This window comes from Paenibacillus shenyangensis (genome assembly GCF_000346635.1).
GTDB classification, from domain to species: Bacteria; Bacillota; Bacilli; order Paenibacillales; family Paenibacillaceae; genus Saccharibacillus; species Saccharibacillus dauci.
This window is the reverse complement of sequence record NZ_AOIG01000032.1, coordinates 50,250-67,368: the sequence shown is the minus strand read 5'-3', so window position 1 is coordinate 67,368 and position 17,119 is coordinate 50,250. Positions and strand designations below refer to the sequence as shown.

Annotated in this window: 14 protein-coding genes; 5 read left to right on the top strand and 9 right to left on the bottom strand. The window is 44.6% G+C overall.

The annotated features are described in order from the left end of the window. Positions 1-1,610 precede the first annotated feature (1,610 nt). From gyrA to H065_RS0122970, 8 genes are all read right to left on the bottom strand, one after another. Entirely contained in the window at positions 1,611-4,160 is a 2,550-nt protein-coding gene (gene gyrA / locus H065_RS0123005) for a DNA gyrase subunit A (RefSeq protein WP_017815459.1), read from the bottom strand. A gap of 388 nt (positions 4,161-4,548) precedes the next feature. Then, entirely contained in the window at positions 4,549-6,468 is a 1,920-nt protein-coding gene (gene gyrB / locus H065_RS0123000; protein ID WP_017815458.1) for a DNA topoisomerase (ATP-hydrolyzing) subunit B, read from the bottom strand. A 52-nt stretch (positions 6,469-6,520) separates the two neighbouring features. After that, positions 6,521-6,772: an extracellular matrix regulator RemB gene (gene remB, locus H065_RS0122995; RefSeq protein WP_017815457.1), complete on the bottom strand. Its 252-nt coding sequence runs from the start codon at positions 6,770-6,772 to the stop codon at positions 6,521-6,523. A 15-nt stretch (positions 6,773-6,787) separates the two neighbouring features. Beyond that, the gene (gene recF, locus H065_RS0122990) at positions 6,788-7,900 is read right to left on the bottom strand and encodes a DNA replication/repair protein RecF (RefSeq protein ID WP_017815456.1); all 1,113 of its coding nucleotides are present in this window, start codon (positions 7,898-7,900) and stop codon (positions 6,788-6,790) included. 17 nt (positions 7,901-7,917) lie between these two features. Next, positions 7,918-8,136 carry a S4 domain-containing protein YaaA gene (yaaA, locus tag H065_RS0122985; protein WP_017815455.1) on the bottom strand — a complete coding sequence of 73 codons (219 nt, stop codon included), beginning with the start codon at positions 8,134-8,136 and terminating at the stop codon, positions 7,918-7,920. 239 nt (positions 8,137-8,375) lie between these two features. Beyond that, entirely contained in the window at positions 8,376-9,518 is a 1,143-nt protein-coding gene (gene dnaN, locus H065_RS0122980) for a DNA polymerase III subunit beta (RefSeq protein ID WP_017815454.1), read from the bottom strand. A 206-nt stretch (positions 9,519-9,724) separates the two neighbouring features. Further along, complete coding sequence (dnaA, locus tag H065_RS0122975) at positions 9,725-11,077, bottom strand: chromosomal replication initiator protein DnaA (RefSeq protein ID WP_017815453.1); 1,353 nt, start codon at positions 11,075-11,077, stop codon at positions 9,725-9,727. Positions 11,078-11,745: 668 nt separating this feature from the next. Beyond that, entirely contained in the window at positions 11,746-12,690 is a 945-nt protein-coding gene (locus H065_RS0122970; protein ID WP_017815452.1) for an SMI1/KNR4 family protein, read from the bottom strand. Between the two features lie 248 nt (positions 12,691-12,938). Here H065_RS0122970 and rpmH point away from each other — a divergent pair, with 248 nt between their 5' ends. The 5 genes from rpmH (at position 12,939) to mnmE (ending at position 16,870) form a co-directional block, all read left to right on the top strand. Continuing rightward, positions 12,939-13,073 carry a 50S ribosomal protein L34 gene (gene rpmH, locus H065_RS0122965; protein ID WP_017815451.1) on the top strand — a complete coding sequence of 45 codons (135 nt, stop codon included), beginning with the start codon at positions 12,939-12,941 and terminating at the stop codon, positions 13,071-13,073. A 205-nt stretch (positions 13,074-13,278) separates the two neighbouring features. Beyond that, positions 13,279-13,629, top strand: coding sequence for a ribonuclease P protein component (gene rnpA, locus H065_RS0122960; RefSeq protein ID WP_017815450.1), 351 nt, complete (start codon positions 13,279-13,281; stop codon positions 13,627-13,629). A 76-nt stretch (positions 13,630-13,705) separates the two neighbouring features. Further along, positions 13,706-14,566 (top strand): YidC/Oxa1 family membrane protein insertase, encoded by an 861-nt coding sequence (locus tag H065_RS0122955; protein WP_026136405.1) that lies wholly within the window; start codon positions 13,706-13,708, stop codon positions 14,564-14,566. Positions 14,567-14,629: 63 nt separating this feature from the next. Next, positions 14,630-15,376, top strand: coding sequence for an RNA-binding cell elongation regulator Jag/EloR (gene jag / locus H065_RS0122950; RefSeq protein WP_017815448.1), 747 nt, complete (start codon positions 14,630-14,632; stop codon positions 15,374-15,376). 117 nt (positions 15,377-15,493) lie between these two features. After that, a complete protein-coding gene (mnmE, locus tag H065_RS0122945) occupies positions 15,494-16,870 on the top strand; it encodes a tRNA uridine-5-carboxymethylaminomethyl(34) synthesis GTPase MnmE (RefSeq protein WP_017815447.1) in 1,377 nt (458 codons plus the stop codon). A gap of 36 nt (positions 16,871-16,906) precedes the next feature. Here mnmE and H065_RS0122940 read toward each other — a convergent pair whose 3' ends face one another. Further along, a complete protein-coding gene (locus H065_RS0122940) occupies positions 16,907-17,101 on the bottom strand; it encodes a YjzC family protein (RefSeq protein WP_017815446.1) in 195 nt (64 codons plus the stop codon). Positions 17,102-17,119 lie beyond the last annotated feature (18 nt).

Below are 17,119 nucleotides of genomic sequence, written 5' to 3'. Positions count from 1 at the left end.
ATTCTGTCAACATCTTTTTTTGATGTTTTTTTCGATTCTTTTTAGAAAAGAATTTCACGAATAAGTTGTTAATAAGACTTATACATAAGACTATATCACGTCTTTATATTCGACGTCAATACCCTTTTACCGATTTTTATATTTATTTATATATAGGCTTGGATTTATATTTCTTTACTTTACTTTAAGTAGTGAATAGATAGCAAAAGGACTATTAGTTAAAATTTTATATCCCTATATTATTTTGCCTTATGTTATTTTATTGTTCTATTTTAGATCGTTGAGTACATGCTCTTTATATATCTAATGTGTATTATAGAAGATTTTTGTTATGTATTTTTATTTTAAGGTTTCTAATACTATTTTAAGTAGTTGATGTTCAGAGCATCTTGATTTGATAATAGCTTTTACTAGGAGGGTGAGATCAGACCTTCTATTTCGTAATAATTAAGAGGAGAGCACTGGCTAATGCTTTTAAGGTATAAAGATCTTCTGATGATTCGAATATTCCTTTCTATCAGCCGCACTGTATTGCTACTGTGGCTTTATCTTCGATTTGCAAAACTTCTATCCTTATACCTAAGCACCAGACAACAAAAAGCCAATCTATATTTACTCTACAGGATGATATATATATTTGTTATATAAGCACTGCTATATATGTAGGTTATGATCCTCTATTGAATTATAAATGGCCTTTCTGGAAGCTACTATGAGTTTTACTCGATGATCGTGATCCGAGAAAACGATACAGCATGCTGTTGCTTCGATACATTCGTGTACTGTATATAGTTAGGTTACTGTGTGGGTAAGCGAAGTGGCTATCGTTGATGGCTGAGTCATTTTCACCGAACGCTTCGGAAATGAGTCACTTTAGCACATGATAAGGCAAAGAATAGAAGAACAATTCTCCATATGGATAAGCAGCTTGTAGAGAGGTTATTCTTCAGCCAGGAGAAATTGAAATTCTTTATTGATCAAGACCACCCGTTTAGAGTAGTATTTTTCGAAATTCACTTGATGTACAGCATGAGTTGGCCGAGATTCATTTTTTTGTTATTTCTTATTGTTGTTATAAAAGAAGTGGAAATCGCTGTAATAGCTCCCTTACCAATCTCATCCATCATAAAAGCACATCAAATCTCCAAATCAAATGTCATTCGGATTTCACCTTTGCAAAGTAGCAATTCTCCCTCTTGTTACACATACATCGCTATTTCGTTTTATACTAGGCTTTTATTCTTCCACTGCTACCATAGATATTATGCAACCTCTCTTTCCTTAATCCGATCATAAAGATTCACTATTGTGAATCACTTATTGTAAGCTCCATCTATTTAACATACTTTCTATCTATAAAGTTCTAACAACTTGATTCATCAGAGTTATATGTATTTTTTATCTACTTTCAATCTATTTCACCCTATTAAGTTAGTCTTCTGCTTGGTTGGGCAACTTCGATGTAAGAAAAAAACCTCTAAAACCTTATTTTGCAAAGGTTCTAGAGGTTAAAAAATAACATTATGATCATAATCTGCGTCGGTTCAGGCCGATGGTGATCATTTTGTTCTCTGAATGTATTTACTTTTGCACAAGTTACTGCGCTTATCTTATTCTTCTACATCTTCTGCAGGAGAAGCATCCGGTTCAGGGAAATCATTGGTTTCTTCAATCGTCTCAACAATGGTATTTTCCATTGCCTGCTCTGCTTCTTCCAATTCATCCTCTTCCGGCTCTTCATTTTTGTTGGTACGGCAGATGGTTGCTACAGAGTCGTCTTCACGGATATGAATCAGACGCACGCCCTGCGTATTACGACCCATTGTAGAGATACTTTCCATATCCATACGAATCAGCGTACCACTGGTAGTAATAATCATCAGATCTTGATTATCCTCAACTACTTTTAGTCCTGTGAGCTGACCATTTTTGTCTGTTACGTTCATGGTTTTGATCCCTTTACCACCACGTGTCTGCAGACGGTATTCTGCGCCAGGTGTACGTTTACCGTATCCTTTGGCTGTGACAATGAGTACTTTGAGATCATCATTAATAAGATCCATACCCACTACAGAGTCGCCTTCATCCAGGGTAATCCCTTTGACACCGGTCGCGCTGCGTCCCATGGAACGTACGTTATTCTCATTAAAGCGAATCGACATACCGTAGGCTGTACCCATAACGATATCCTGCTGTCCATCTGTCAGCTTCACTTCGATCAGTTCGTCATCTTCACGCATATTAATAGCGATCAGACCGCCTTTACGAATATTCGTGTAGTCATCCAGACGTGTCTTCTTCACTACACCCTGCTGGGTAGCGAAGAACAAGTATTGATCCCCTTCGAAGTTCTCGACCGCAATAACCGCGTTAACGGATTCACCCTGTTCGATCTGAATCAGGTTGATAACTGGTGTACCACGTGCAGTACGACCCAATTCCGGAATCTCGTATGCCTTGATCCGGTATACTTTACCTTTGTCGGTGAAGAACAGCAGATGGTGGTGAGAGTTGGTTACGAATAGATGCTGGACAAAGTCCTGATCTTTCATATCCACACCCATTACACCGCGTCCGCCGCGTCGCTGACTGCGGTAGGTAGTAACTGGTGAACGTTTGATATAACCGGTATGCGTGACGGTAACAACAACCTCTTCCTGTGGAATCAGGTCTTCGTCCAAAATGCTTTCTTCGCCAATCGTAATCTCGGTACGGCGCTCGTCTCCAAAGCGTTCTTTGAGCTCATTCAGTTCTTCACTGATGATCTCCAGAACACGGGATTCATTGGCCAGAATATCACGATATTCTCCGATCATACGCAGTAGCTCGTTATATTCGTTCTCGATCTTGTCGCGTTCCAGGCCAGTCAGACGCTGCAGACGCATATCCAGAATCGCCTGGGCTTGTTCCGGACTCAGTGAAAAGCGTGCGATCAATCCTTCACGAGCCGCTTCTGATGTCTGGGAAGCACGGATCAGCGCAATAACATCATCCAGATTATCCAGTGCAATCCGCAATCCTTCCAGAATATGAGCACGGGCTTCCGCCTTTTTGAGCTCAAACTGGGTACGACGACGAATGACTTCGATCTGATGCTGAATGTAATGATAAATAACTTCACGCAGACCAAGCAATTTCGGTTCATTATTTACAATCGCCAGCATATTCACACCAAATGTGGACTGCATAGCTGTGTGTTTGTACAGGTTGTTCAATACAACACTAGGATTCACATCACGACGGAGCTCGATCACGACCCGCATACCGTTACGGTCGGATTCATCACGCAGATCCGTAATTCCTTCGATGCGTTTCTCCCGTACCAGTTCAGCAATCTTCTCTACCAGACGAGCTTTGTTCACCTGATAAGGAAGCTCGTTCACTACAATACGAGCCTTGTTGTTGTTTTCTTCGATGGTAGCTTTGGCACGCATGGTAACAGCGCCGCGTCCTGTCTGATACGCTTGGCGAATACCGGAGCGCCCCAGAATATAACCGGCCGTCGGGAAATCAGGACCATGGATATAATCCATCAGTTCCATCGATGTAATCTCCGGATTCTGGATCATCGCCTGAACACCATCAATGACCTCGCCCAGATTATGAGGAGGAATATTGGTAGCCATACCTACCGCGATACCCGATACGCCATTTACCAGCAGATTCGGATAACGTGCAGGAAGAACAATCGGTTCTTTTTCTTCACCATCATAGTTGGGAGCAAAGTCGACTGTTTCCTTGTTGATATCACGCAGCATTTCCAAAGCCATTTTGGACATACGGGCTTCGGTATAACGCATAGCTGCTGCCATATCTCCATCAATCGAACCAAAGTTACCATGACCATCTATCAGCATATAACGCATCGAGAAATCCTGCGCCATACGTACCATGGTCTCATATACAGCAGAATCACCGTGTGGGTGATACTTACCGATAACTTCACCGACGATTCTCGCCGATTTCTTGTACGGTTTGTCCGGTGCCATGCCCAGTTCCGACATTGCATATAAAATACGCCGGTGTACAGGCTTCAATCCGTCACGCACGTCAGGCAAAGCCCGGCTGACGATGATGCTCATCGCATAGTCCATAAAGGACTCGCGCATCTCTGTACCAATATCCCGGTCTTTAATTTGCGAAATATTCTCTTCCGCCATGCTAAGCTTAGCCTCCCTTATTGCAGCCTTCGTTTGCACAAATGGATGCTCATCGACTGAATACCGAATGTTTAGCTTCGTATTCACTCTTTGTATGAAAATAAGTTTCTTGTCACCAGATTGGGGTTGAAAATCGTTACATGGTGCGGTGTTACATACACTATGGATGCCTACGGCTACATCACTTTATTATACCATTTTTCTGCAATTCTGTCCTGTATTTTGACGTTATTTCGCATGTATTTGCTGTAAAAAATGATAAATCGGATGCTTCCTTTCCTGAAACAACAAAAGCTAATGAAAAGAGCATCCGCAGCTTCGCGGATGCTCTCTGTAATTTGCATAATTACACTACTGCATACTGATTATTCGTTTATAAACGGATGCATTAGAAGTCGAGGTTTTTAACGTACTTGGCGTTTTCCTGAATGAAATCGCGTCGTGGCTCTACGTTATCGCCCATCAGCGTATCAAAGATAGCGTCTGCCAGAATCGCATCCTGGATGCTGACCTGCAGCATGATGCGGCTCTCCGGATCCATGGTTGTTTCCCACAGCTGGGTCGCATTCATCTCTCCCAGACCTTTGTAACGCTGTACGTTAAACTTGGCATTCTCACCAAAGCCGGCAATAATTTCATCGCGCTCTTTTTCAGAGTTCGCATAAACTGCTGTTTTATTGCGTTCTACCTTGAACAGCGGCGGCTGAGCGATATAGACGTAGCCTGCTTCAATAATCTGACGCATGTAGCGGTAGAAGAATGTCAGCAGCAGCGTACGAATATGGGCACCATCGACATCGGCATCGGTCATGATGATGACTTTGTGATAACGGGCTTTGGACAAATCGAACTCATCGCCAATTCCTGTACCCAGCGCTGTAATGATTGCACGAATCTCGGCATTACCCAGAATGCGATCCAGACGTGCTTTCTCTACGTTGAGGATCTTACCGCGCAGCGGCAAAATCGCCTGGAAATGACGATCGCGTCCCTGCTTGGCCGAACCGCCTGCAGAGTCACCCTCAACGATATACAGTTCACTGATCGAAGCATCTTTGGAGGAGCAGTCTGCCAGTTTACCCGGCAGTGCACTAACTTCAAGTACGCTTTTACGACGTGTCAATTCGCGTGCCTTGCGGGCTGCTTCACGCGCACGGGATGCCTGCAATGCTTTGTCCAGTACCCGGCGGGCTACAGAAGGATTCTCATTCAGGAATTCCTGCAGCTTCTCGGAGAACAGGGATTCCACAATACCGCGAACTTCGCTGTTACCCAGCTTGGTCTTGGTCTGTCCTTCGAATTGAGGCTCCGGAATCTTGACGGAAATGATTGCTGTCAGACCTTCACGTGCGTCTTCACCAGTCAGATTGCTGTTGTTGTCTTTGAGCAGTCCGTTACGACGTGCATAGTCGTTAATGATCCGCGTCAATGCACTCTTGAAGCCGGATTCGTGTGTACCGCCCTCATGCGTATTGATGTTGTTGGCAAAAGAATAAATATTCTCGGTATATCCTTCGTTGTACTGCAATGCGATCTCTACCTGAATCTGATCACGTGTACCTTCGACGTAGATCGGCTGTTCGCTAATCACTTCGCGATTCTGATTCAGATACTGCACGTACTCGATAATACCGCCATCGTATTTGAAATGATTGGACACGCCTGTACGCTCGTCTGTCAGCGTCATGGCGATTCCTTTATTCAGGAAAGCCAGCTCACGGATTCTGCCAAGCAGCGTATCATAATCATAAACGGTTGTTTCTGTAAAGATCTCTGAATCGGGTCTAAAGGTAACTGTTGTTCCTGTACCTTCGTCCTCTGTCATATCACGCAGAACCTTGATATCGTACATTGGAGCACCGCGTGTATATTCCTGCTGGTGTACTTTGCCTTCTGTTTTGACGACAACGCGTACATGCTCGGACAAGGCGTTCACAACGGATACACCAACACCGTGCAGACCGCCGGATACTTTATATCCGCCGCCGCCAAATTTACCACCGGCATGGAGGACAGTCATAACGACTTCAAGTGCGGAACGTTGTGTTTTGGCTTCTACACCTACTGGAATACCGCGTCCGTTATCTACAACGGTTACGCTGTTATCTTCATGGATGGTTACTTCGATATGATCACAGTACCCTGCCAATGCTTCGTCAATACTGTTATCTACAATTTCCCAAACCAGATGATGAAGTCCCTTGGAGCTGGTCGATCCGATATACATACCCGGACGCTTACGAACCGCTTCCAAACCTTCAAGCACCTGTATCTGACTGGCATCATAAGCCGGTTGATTCATCGACATGCTGTTTTCACCTACTTCTATATTTTAAGACAGCCGGAGTCGCCAGCTGTATCTATGCATTCGCAAAAAAGGTATTGGTACGTTTCTTGAGTGTAGCCGAGGAAATGGGGGAGTAATATACTTTGTTCTTGGTTACGACAATGGATTTGGGCTCTTCTTCGCCAATTGCTTCGACTTTTTTGTCTTCGTGGGCAAAGCTGACGAACTGCTTGGAGATTTTGGAAGACTTCTCTATCGATATATCAAAAATGGCAATAAGCTCGGAAAAGCGAATAATCTTCTCGCCGCCCAGGTGAATATACATGGAATAATCCTCCCTTTATTTCTCCACATGTCCTTGATGGACATGAAAAATCTGCGCTTCCTTCAGACGGCCGGCATTGATACTCTCTATTCCGGTCGCTGTTATGAAAGTCTGCACTTTATCCTGGAACGTCTCGATCAGCTGAGTCTGACGGTACGGATCCAGTTCGGACAAGACATCATCCAGCAAAAGAATCGGATATTCTCCGATCTCTTCGTGTATTAATTCGATTTCAGCCAGTTTCAGCGATAAAGCGGTGGTACGCTGCTGGCCCTGGGATCCAAAAACAGCGGCTTCATTCCCGTTAATATGAAAGGTAAGATCATCGCGGTGAGGACCTGCCAAAGTCGCGCCACGCCGATATTCCTGTTCTTTCACTTGTGATAATTTTATCATAAATTGCTCAAATAAGACAGCTTCATCTTCTTCTTCCACCCCGCCGAAGGAAGGAACATATGACAGAACAAGTTTTTCCTTGCCACCAGTTATCCCCATGTGGATATTTTCTGCCCAACCCTGAAGCTTGTGGATAAACTGTTTACGCTTGCGAACGATTTTGACACCATGTTCAACCAGTTGCTCATTCCAGATATCCAGCATCGTGGCATCCTTGCTGCCGGCACTCCACGATTGCTTGAGGTAATTATTACGCTGAACGAGTATTTTTTGATACTGCTGCAGATGGTACAGATAGCTTGGCTGTACCTGTCCAATCTCCATGTCGAGAAAACGACGGCGTATACCCGGAGAGCCTTTGACGATCTCCAGATCTTCGGGGGCGAACATGACAGCATTGATGGTACCGATAAAATCGCTTAACTTACGCTGCTCAAGGCCGTTAATTTTGGCTTTTTTGCCTCTGGATGAGAAATTCAGTTCCAGTTTGACATTGCCGTATTTTTTCTCGGCTTCGCAGGTGATTCTGGCATTGTCGGCGCCAAAGGAAATTAGTTCTTTGTCTTTATTGGTCCGGTGGGATTTAGACAGAGCCAGCACAAAAAGAGCTTCGATCAGATTGGTCTTGCCCTGTGCATTTTGCCCGATGAATAGATTGACGGGGGAAAAGGAATCCAGCTGGATATTCTCGTAATTACGGTAATTCTGCAGACTGATCTGATTAATAAACATGGATAAGATCCTCCGGATTATTGTCCACTTTGAACTTTGAAAGACCCCTCGCCTTGTACCTGTACTTCATCGCCAGAATACAGCTTGCGTCCACGGCGTTCTTCAATTTCTCCGTTTACTTTTACCATTTGCTCCTGCAAAAGGGCTTTGGCACTTCCTCCTGTAGATACGCAGTCCGCCAGCTTCAAAAACTGATCCAGCTTGATATATTCGGTGGAAATCGAAATATTTTTCATGAATAAATAACCGTCCTTTCAATGACAGATGGGCGTAAATAGACGCCAGTAGGGATGAATAGAATAGCCAGGTCTCTTTGCATCTTGTACTAGTGATTGTCGCACTATTACAGACAGGATGCAAAGTACCCGGCTATTTTACAGAATGCATGACCTGCCTGCCGGAGAATGACCTGTTGTCCTGGTCCGACAGACAGCCTGATATAGTTAATCCGGAAATAGATTACAAATACCGGAGATTAGTTGGTTGTACGGTACGGCAGAATGATATACAAACTGCGGCTCTCATCCAGTGGTTTGATAATAATCGGACTCATAATGCCTGTAAACTGGATCGAAAGCTGCTCACTCTCGATGACTTTGAGCACATCAAGCATGTATTTGGAGTTGAACGAGATGCGCAGCGGTTCGCCTTCAAATCGGGCAATGTCCAGCTGCTCGGTTACACGTCCGAGTTCGGAAGAACTGGAAGAGATTTCTACAGCGCCATTTTCCAGCGTCTGCATCCGCACGATATTGGTTTTCTCTTCGCGGGACAGCAGGTATGCACGGTCGATCGAATCAGCCAGCTTTTTAGTATCGATCACCAATTCGGTTTTGAAGCTGGTCGGAATAATTTTGGAGGTATCTGGATAGGTACCATCCAGAATGCGCGAGTAGAACAGTACACGGTCAATTTTAAATAATACCTGATTATCGGCTACAACGATATCCAGTAACTGATTTTGGTCAGGAATAATTTTGCTCAGTTCGTTGAGTGTTTTGCCTGCAATAACTACGTTGCTAAAACGAACACCGGTATCTTCGCCTGTGTTAACTGTACGACTGGCCAGACGGTGACGATCGGTAGCGACGAATTTCAGTTCGCCTTCTGCTAGGTTCCATAGTACACCGGTAAGAATTGGAGTCGTCTCCTGAGTAGAGATGGAGAAGGCCGTTTGTTTAATCATATTTTTGAGCAGATCGCCTGGAACAGAGATTTGCTGATTTTCTTCGATGCTAGGCAGAACAGGGAATTCTTCTGGATCGAGTCCAACAAGCTGGATATCGGTAGCGCCTGCACGGATAAAGGTCTGGAATCCATCTTTGACTTCCATTTCGATTTCCTGGGAAGGCAGTTTTTTGATAATCTCTACGAAAAATTTGGCCGGAAGAACAACGCTGCCAGGACGATCAATACGAACCACTGTTTTATCGTTATCTTCTGCGGGTATGAAAGATTGGATTGAAATATCTGTGTCGCTTGCTGTCAAAGTGACGCCTGCATAGTTTACATCAAATTTGATACCACCAAGGATCGGAATGGTGGTACGACTGGAAATCGCTTTGGATACCTGTTGGATGGAATCGTTGAGATATGTTTTGGATATTTGGATCTTCATTTTTTCACTCCTAATCAGCATTGTTCATGCTTGGATATGCTTCATGCCATTTAAGAGTCCAACCGGACGCAAAATGTAAGAAGTATATATCTTTTAATTAATAGTAATAGTAGTAGGGGCACTGAATATGTGGATAACCCCTTCAAAGCCGCATAAAAGTAAGCCTATCCACATGTGTATAAAGTGTGTATAGGCTTGTTAGTTGTTCAGGATGGATTTTTGATCTTATCCATCAGACTGTTAACGACTTTAAACAATTCTTGGTCCACTTTGAGTGACTGGGAAATTTTCTCGTGGGCATGTATGACAGTTGTATGGTCACGTCCGCCAAAAGCTTCGCCGATTTTGGGCAGCGAGTAGTCTGTCAGCTCACGGGACAGATACATGGCAATCTGCCTAGGGAACGCTACAGCTTTGGTCCGTTTTCTTGCTTTGAAATCTTCCAGTTTGAGGTTGTAATATTCGCCAACCCGCTGCTGAATATCCTGAATCGTGATGATTCTGGGGCGACTGGAAGGAATAATATCCTTCAAAGCCTCGGCTGCCAGATGGGAAGTCACATCCTGATTGGTCAGAGAGGAATAGGCTACCACCCGGATCAATGCACCTTCCAGCTCACGGATGTTGGTATCGATCTGATTGGCAATATACATCATCGCTTCGTTCGGAATATCCAGATTCTCCGCTTTTGCCTTTTTCCGCAGAATAGCAATCCGCGTCTCCAGATCCGGAGGCTGAATATCTGTAATTAATCCCCACTCAAACCTTGAGCGGAGCCGTTCTTCCAATGTTGGAATCTCTTTTGGAGGGCGGTCACTCGAAATAATGATCTGCTTGCTTTCCTCATGCAGGGCATTAAACGTATGGAAAAACTCCTCCTGTGTCGACTCTTTTCCCGCCAGAAATTGAATATCATCAATCAGCAAAATATCGATATTCCGGTACTTGTTGCGGAAGCTTTCTCCGCGGTTATCCCGGATTGAATTGATAAATTCGTTTGTAAATTTCTCCGAAGAAATGTAGACGACTTTGCTGTTGGGGTTGTGCTGCAAAATGTAGTGTCCGATCGCATGCATCAGATGCGTCTTGCCAAGTCCCACACCACCATATAAAAACAGCGGATTGTAGGCTTTGGCCGGCGCTTCGGCGACAGCAAGTGAAGCAGCGTGGGCAAAACGGTTGCCCGCACCAATAACAAAGGTATCAAATGTGTATTTGGGATTGAGCATATTGGCGAGGGGCTCTTCCGACTGCACAACTGCCGGCTGCACCGGTGCCTGCTGGGGGATAAGTGTCTCCTCGGGAACGGCTTCTTCAATGACGAATTTGACGTCTACCTGTCTTCCCAAAAATTCAAAAACGGTGGAACTAACCAGTTTGGTATACCGGCTTTCCAGCCATTCTACAGCGAAGGTGGTCGGTGCTGAAATAACGATCAGATTTTCCGTAAATGTCAGCGCTTTGGTTGCCTTGAACCAAGTGTCAAAGCTGGGCTTGCTTAGCTTTGTCTGAATAATAGATAGAATTTGCTGCCATAATTCGGAGGTATGGCTGTCCACAGACTGTCACTCCTTTTAAACTTCCAATGTGTGGCTGAAGCCATGTGCAGATATCGGAAATATAGATAATGGATATGGTAAATGGCATGATTTATCCCCAGAATACCGAAACGGTGAATAAAATAAAAAATGGATAAGAAGAAATTGTTCACAACTTTATCCACAGGCTGTTGATAGTTTTTAAGTTTTAATTATCTATTCACAACGAAAACAATATCATAATAGCAAAAAGAACCCTTTATTTCAACGAAAACTGATAATTTATCCACAAATTCAATCTGTTGTGTATAAAAGTTATTCACACCACTAGATATTGTTTATAAATTGTTCGGAACAGAAGTGGAAGTTGTGAAGAACCAAAAATGATTATACACAGGCTTTCTGTCAATAAGTGAATAACTGTGTATAATTTCGGGATTTCTGTTGATTGTGGATAAACTGGAAATGGAGGAGAAGAGGACAGGATGATAAGTACACCCTCTGTTGATTCAGCATTGAGAAAACAGAGAAATCAGATATATATATAAAACGACTGCTCCGAGAGAACGGATAGCAGTCGTTTTTGTATTTAGCCGTTTATATTTCTACTGAAAAGTCTGAAGTTCGGAAGAGCTGCAGCTATCGAGAGGAGAGAGGATGGTTATTCATGGATAAATAGAAGCATTTCCTTACAGATCAAATTCCTCTGCATTTACCAATCCACAGATAAAAGCTTCAAAGTTTGGAGCCAGATACGTGATCTCATATCCACCCTCTTGATCAACATGAACAACGGCTGGTTCGCCTGAAGGTCCGCAAAAACGATAATCCAGCATAACAACATCATGTCCAGCAGAAGGACAATCACAGATTACAATGCCCAGATCCGGATATCCCCAGTCTTCGATCATGAAACGGCTGCCCATCTCTCCGGTAAGAGAATATGCTTTTTGGCTGCCAATTCCGGATATACTCGTAATGGCTATATGATGTTCTGACCACGAGGTGGCTTCTGCTGTCGAGAAATCAGTACGGGTAGGAAAGCCGCCATTTTGCGTATGCATCAGGGCGATATAAGAAGCTGGTAACTTGTAACCTAGCTTCTGCTCAATCGATCGGATTATTTCCTCATCAAAAGGAGGCTCTATATGATTTTCCGTAGCATATTCGCTCTCTTCCCAAAAATCGCTCAGGTCAAAAGAGTCAAAAGGCAGCTGCGCACCATGCTGTTGTTTCCATAATGCCGCTTCTTGTTCGTACCGCTGTCGATCCTGTTCCATTTTCTGTGCATAAGGCCGGAAGCCCGATAGAAATTCCTGAACATGCTCATCTTCTGGATGAAGCCGGTTTGCCTGCTCAAAAGCAGAAATAGCTTTATCGTAGTAAGCCAGGTGAGCATAGGCATATCCCAGGCGGAAATGCCAGGCGTAGTCTTCTTTTCCTTCAGAAGCTGTGGACAACAAAAGTTCCAGTGCTTCCCGGTAACGTGCCAGATTGTTATAGGCTCTGGCCAGTTGTCCGGTGAGTTCATAATTTCGCTCACTTGCCGGAATTTCTTCGATCTGTTTGGCAATCCGTTCATACTGCTCCTCTTCATGCCAGCTGTTCAATTGTTCAATCCATTCCGAATTCATACAGATATCCCCTTTTCTTAAATTTATGGAATAGGTATAGCTTAATATGATTTTATCAGGTATATTCAAGAGAATCCCGAATGCATCAGGCTTCATATTGCATAGGGGGCCATAATTTATTCTAACAAATTGCAGAAAATCCATTGACGCCACCGTACTATTCATGATTAAATATAAAATGGTATTTTTATGTGAATTAGACATAGAATCAATATGGGATATAGATTACCTGCAAGGAGGTGCACAATATGAGACCGACATTCAAACCGAATGTAAGAAAACGTAGTAAAGTACACGGATTCCGTAAAAGAATGAGTACTAAAAACGGCCGTAAAGTGCTGGCGGCTCGTCGCCTTAAAGGCAGAAAAGTCATCAGTGCCTAATATGTACGTAAAGACCACTGCGGTGGTCTTTTTTTCTTAATTCCGGATTTTTGGGATCTATTTTGGTCCCGATCCGTCGTTAAGGAAGCTTTTTATAATGAAAATGAATCTGTTTTCCAGATGGTTTTGCAATAAAATGGAGAACGGGTCACTAGATAAATAATTCAGCAAGCGATGCCCAAGTAAACAGTAAGGAGAATTTACGGTGCAAAAAAAGCTGCGTTTACGGAATCGAGCCGACTTCAGCCGTGTCTACCGTCATGGCCGCTCCTTTGCCAATCATCAGTTTGTGGTGTACTGGTTTCACAAAAAAGAGATTGAGCAATTCCGCATGGGTGTGTCTGTGAGCAAAAAGGTAGGCAATGCGGTTGTCCGGAATCGGATGCGCCGTGTAGTCAAGGAAATCGTACGTCATCATGCCGGGGAGATTGTCCCGCATATTGATATGGTACTGATCGTACGCAAGGGAGCCCTGTCCCTTCAATATAAGGAACTCGAAAAAAGTATCCTGCATGTACTGCGCAAATCTTCATTACTTAAGCGTTCACAACGCTAGTGGTTTCGGTTTATTTGTGCTGGCAAATATGATATGATTTGCAAGGAAATGCAATGGTTAAGAGAGGGGTTATGAAGTGTCGCGATTGAAGACTCGTGGAGGACGATGGTTTCTCCTTATGGCTGCTGTAGCAATGGTAGCCCTGTTGGCTGGTTGTACGCCTTCCAATGTACAAACCCATACAACAGCAGATTTATTAAATCATGGCTGGTGGAACCGGTATGTCGTATACTGGTTTGCATATGCACTGGACACATTTGCCAAATGGTTCAACGGTGAATATGGTCTGGCTGTCCTGGTCCTGGTATTGATTGTACGTACACTGATTTTGCCGTTAACACTCAAGCAGGTAAGAAGCTCCAAAGCGATGCAGGCGATTCAGCCTCAATTACAAAAGCTGCGTGAACAACACAAGGATGATCCGCAAAAGCAGCAGGCGGAAACAATGAAATTGTTCCAGGAGAATCAGATTAATCCGGCTGCCGGATGTTTCCCGCTCCTGATTCAAATGCCAATCTTTATTGCCCTGTACAATGCGATTATTTATAACAGTGCTCTTCGTGAGCATACCTTCTTATGGATGCAGCTCGGTGAGCCTGACAAATGGCATATCCTCCCGATTATCGCTGCAATCACTACTTTCCTGCAAACCTGGATGATGATGAAAATGAATCCGGCTTCCATGCAGGGACCGATGCAAATGATGATGTACATTTATCCGGTCATTATCGTTATTATGGCCTGGAGTTTCCCATCAGCGCTGCCGCTGTACTGGGTATACAGTAATATCTACACAATTGTTCAGAACTATTTCCTGTATCGCAACAACCAACCGATCGTTACCGATCTGGGTGTAGCGGTAGATACACGCGGTACTGCCGGTAACGGTGCCAACAAAAACCGCAACAAGAAAAAGTCCAAAAAGAAACGCCGCTAATGTACTGCATGAGCAGTATTGTGTTCTACTATTCCGACCACCGCAAGGAGGGCCGAACATCGAATGACTACAGTCATTGCGTCTGGAAAAACAATTGATGATGCTATCGCCGAAGGACTTGCCCGTCTTAATACGAGTAAAGAACATGTTCAAATCAGAATAGTGCAGCAGCCGTCAAAAGGATTCCTGGGCTTGATTGGTGTAAAACAGGCGCAGGTCGAACTGACGCTGACACATGAGCCCGCTGCTCAGGTTTCTATTCCGACAGATGTTCCCCAGCCCGCGCCGGAGCTACAGCCAGCCAAGGCTGCCGTTCCGGTCCAGCCGGATACCGAACCGATGGAGCTCGACTCCAGAGCGCAAGCTTCCTCTTACGAAGAAGCAGTACAGTTTGTCAAAGAGATCGGTGACAGTATCGGTATGGAGCTGGAAGTGGATGTAAAACGAACCCGCGACGGCTATATTATGAGCATATCCGGTAATGATCTGGGTCTGCTGATTGGCCGCCGTGGTCAGACACTGGATGCACTGCAGTATCTGGTCAATATCGTAGCGAACCGTTATTCCGATAAATACATTCGTATTATGCTGGATGCGGAGAACTTCCGTGATCGGCGCCGCAAAACGCTGGAAGAATTAGCCGACCGGCTGGCGAATCGTGTTATTCGCTCCGGCAAGGAAGTCGTACTGGAACCTATGTCTTCGCAGGAACGCAAAGTCATACATGCCCGGCTGCAAAATCATAACCGGGTCAAAACGGTCAGCAAAGGTGAAGAACCGAATCGCCGTGTAGTGATTACTCTTCGTTAAGTCTTACATGCAATGATTTTCTGTCTGCGGACAGGAGATCATTGCTTTTTATTTAGCCAAACAGCAGAACAGGATTCTGTAACGATAGATAGGAAAATGGGAAAGGGTGGAGCAGCAATGATCAGCGATACAATTGCAGCAATTGCGACAGCGGTAGGCGAAGCGAGTATCTCGGTAATCCGGGTAAGCGGTCCTGAAGCTGTACAGGAAGTGGATGCTATTTTTAAAGGACGGATTCCGCTTCAGCAGGCAGATAGTCATACGGTGCACTATGGATTTATTACGGATTTGGCAACCGGGGAAAAAGTAGAGGAAGTGCTGGTAACGATCATGCGTGCACCACGTTCTTTTACGATGGAAGATGTAGTGGAAATCAGTTCCCACGGCGGTGTTGTGGCGGTACGACGAGTGATGGATATGTTGCTACAGCAGAAGATTCGTATCGCCGAGCCGGGGGAATTCACCAAACGTGCCTTTTTGAATGGACGGATCGATCTGTCGCAGGCAGAAGGTGTAATTGACCTGATTCGTTCCAAATCGGATCGTGCTTTTACCGTGGCATTGAAGCAGGTGGAAGGCAAGCTGTCCCGTCAGATTAAGCCTCTACAGCAGACACTGATAGAGACGCTGGCTCATATTGAAGTGAATATTGATTACCCGGAGCATGATGTAGAATCATTCACTTCCGAACTGATCAAGGATAAATCTACAGAGGTAATCCAGGCGATTGATGAGCTGCTGCGTACAGCCAATGAAGGCAAAATACTGCGCGAAGGTATTACTACGGCGATTGTCGGCAGGCCCAATGCCGGTAAATCGTCACTGCTGAATGCGTTGGCACAGGATAATCGTGCGATTGTAACCGACATTCCGGGAACGACACGTGACGTGATTGAAGAATTCGTCAGTATTAATAATATCCCGCTCAAACTGCTGGATACGGCAGGGATCCGCGAAACCATGGATGTTGTCGAGAAAATCGGTGTGGAACGTTCACGCAGTGCTGTAAATGAAGCGGATTTGCTGCTGCTGGTACTGAATAGCAGTGAACCGCTGAACGTAGATGAACTGGAGCTGCTGGAACAGATCCGTGATCGCCAGGTGATCGTGATTATGAACAAGATTGATTTGCCGCGTCAGCTGGATATGGATCAGCTGCTGCAATATGTACAGGAAGAAAGCATAGTGCCGATGTCCATTGTAAATGAGGAAGGAATCGATCGTCTGGAACAGGCTATTTCGTCCCTATTCTTTGGCGGTAAGCTGGAAGCAGCAGATATGACCTATGTAAGTAATGTGCGGCATATTGGTCTGCTTAAACAAGCCAGACAATCTTTGGTAGATGCGTATGAAGCGGCTGACCAATTGATTCCAATCGATATGATCCAAATTGATGTACGTCTGGCCTGGGAACAGCTGGGCGAGATTATCGGCGACTCCGCGCCCGATTCCCTGATTGACCAGATCTTCTCCCAGTTCTGTCTGGGCAAATAAACAGAAAACCGGGAGAGATGATCCAGAATCGGTATTTTATTTGCCACTGCGCTTGTGCTTGGTTTTATCAACGAGCGTCCAGTGGTCACCGGCTTTATCAGTCGGCGGGAACGTCTTGCCTTCTATGGCAGTAGTCTCATTTTCGGTCACTTTCTGTTCATGAGGTCCGCGCTCCTGGTATTGACCGGAATCGGTCACCTTTTCACCAGGTTTGTGATTATGATCTGTCATATCGAGTCCTCCTTTTAA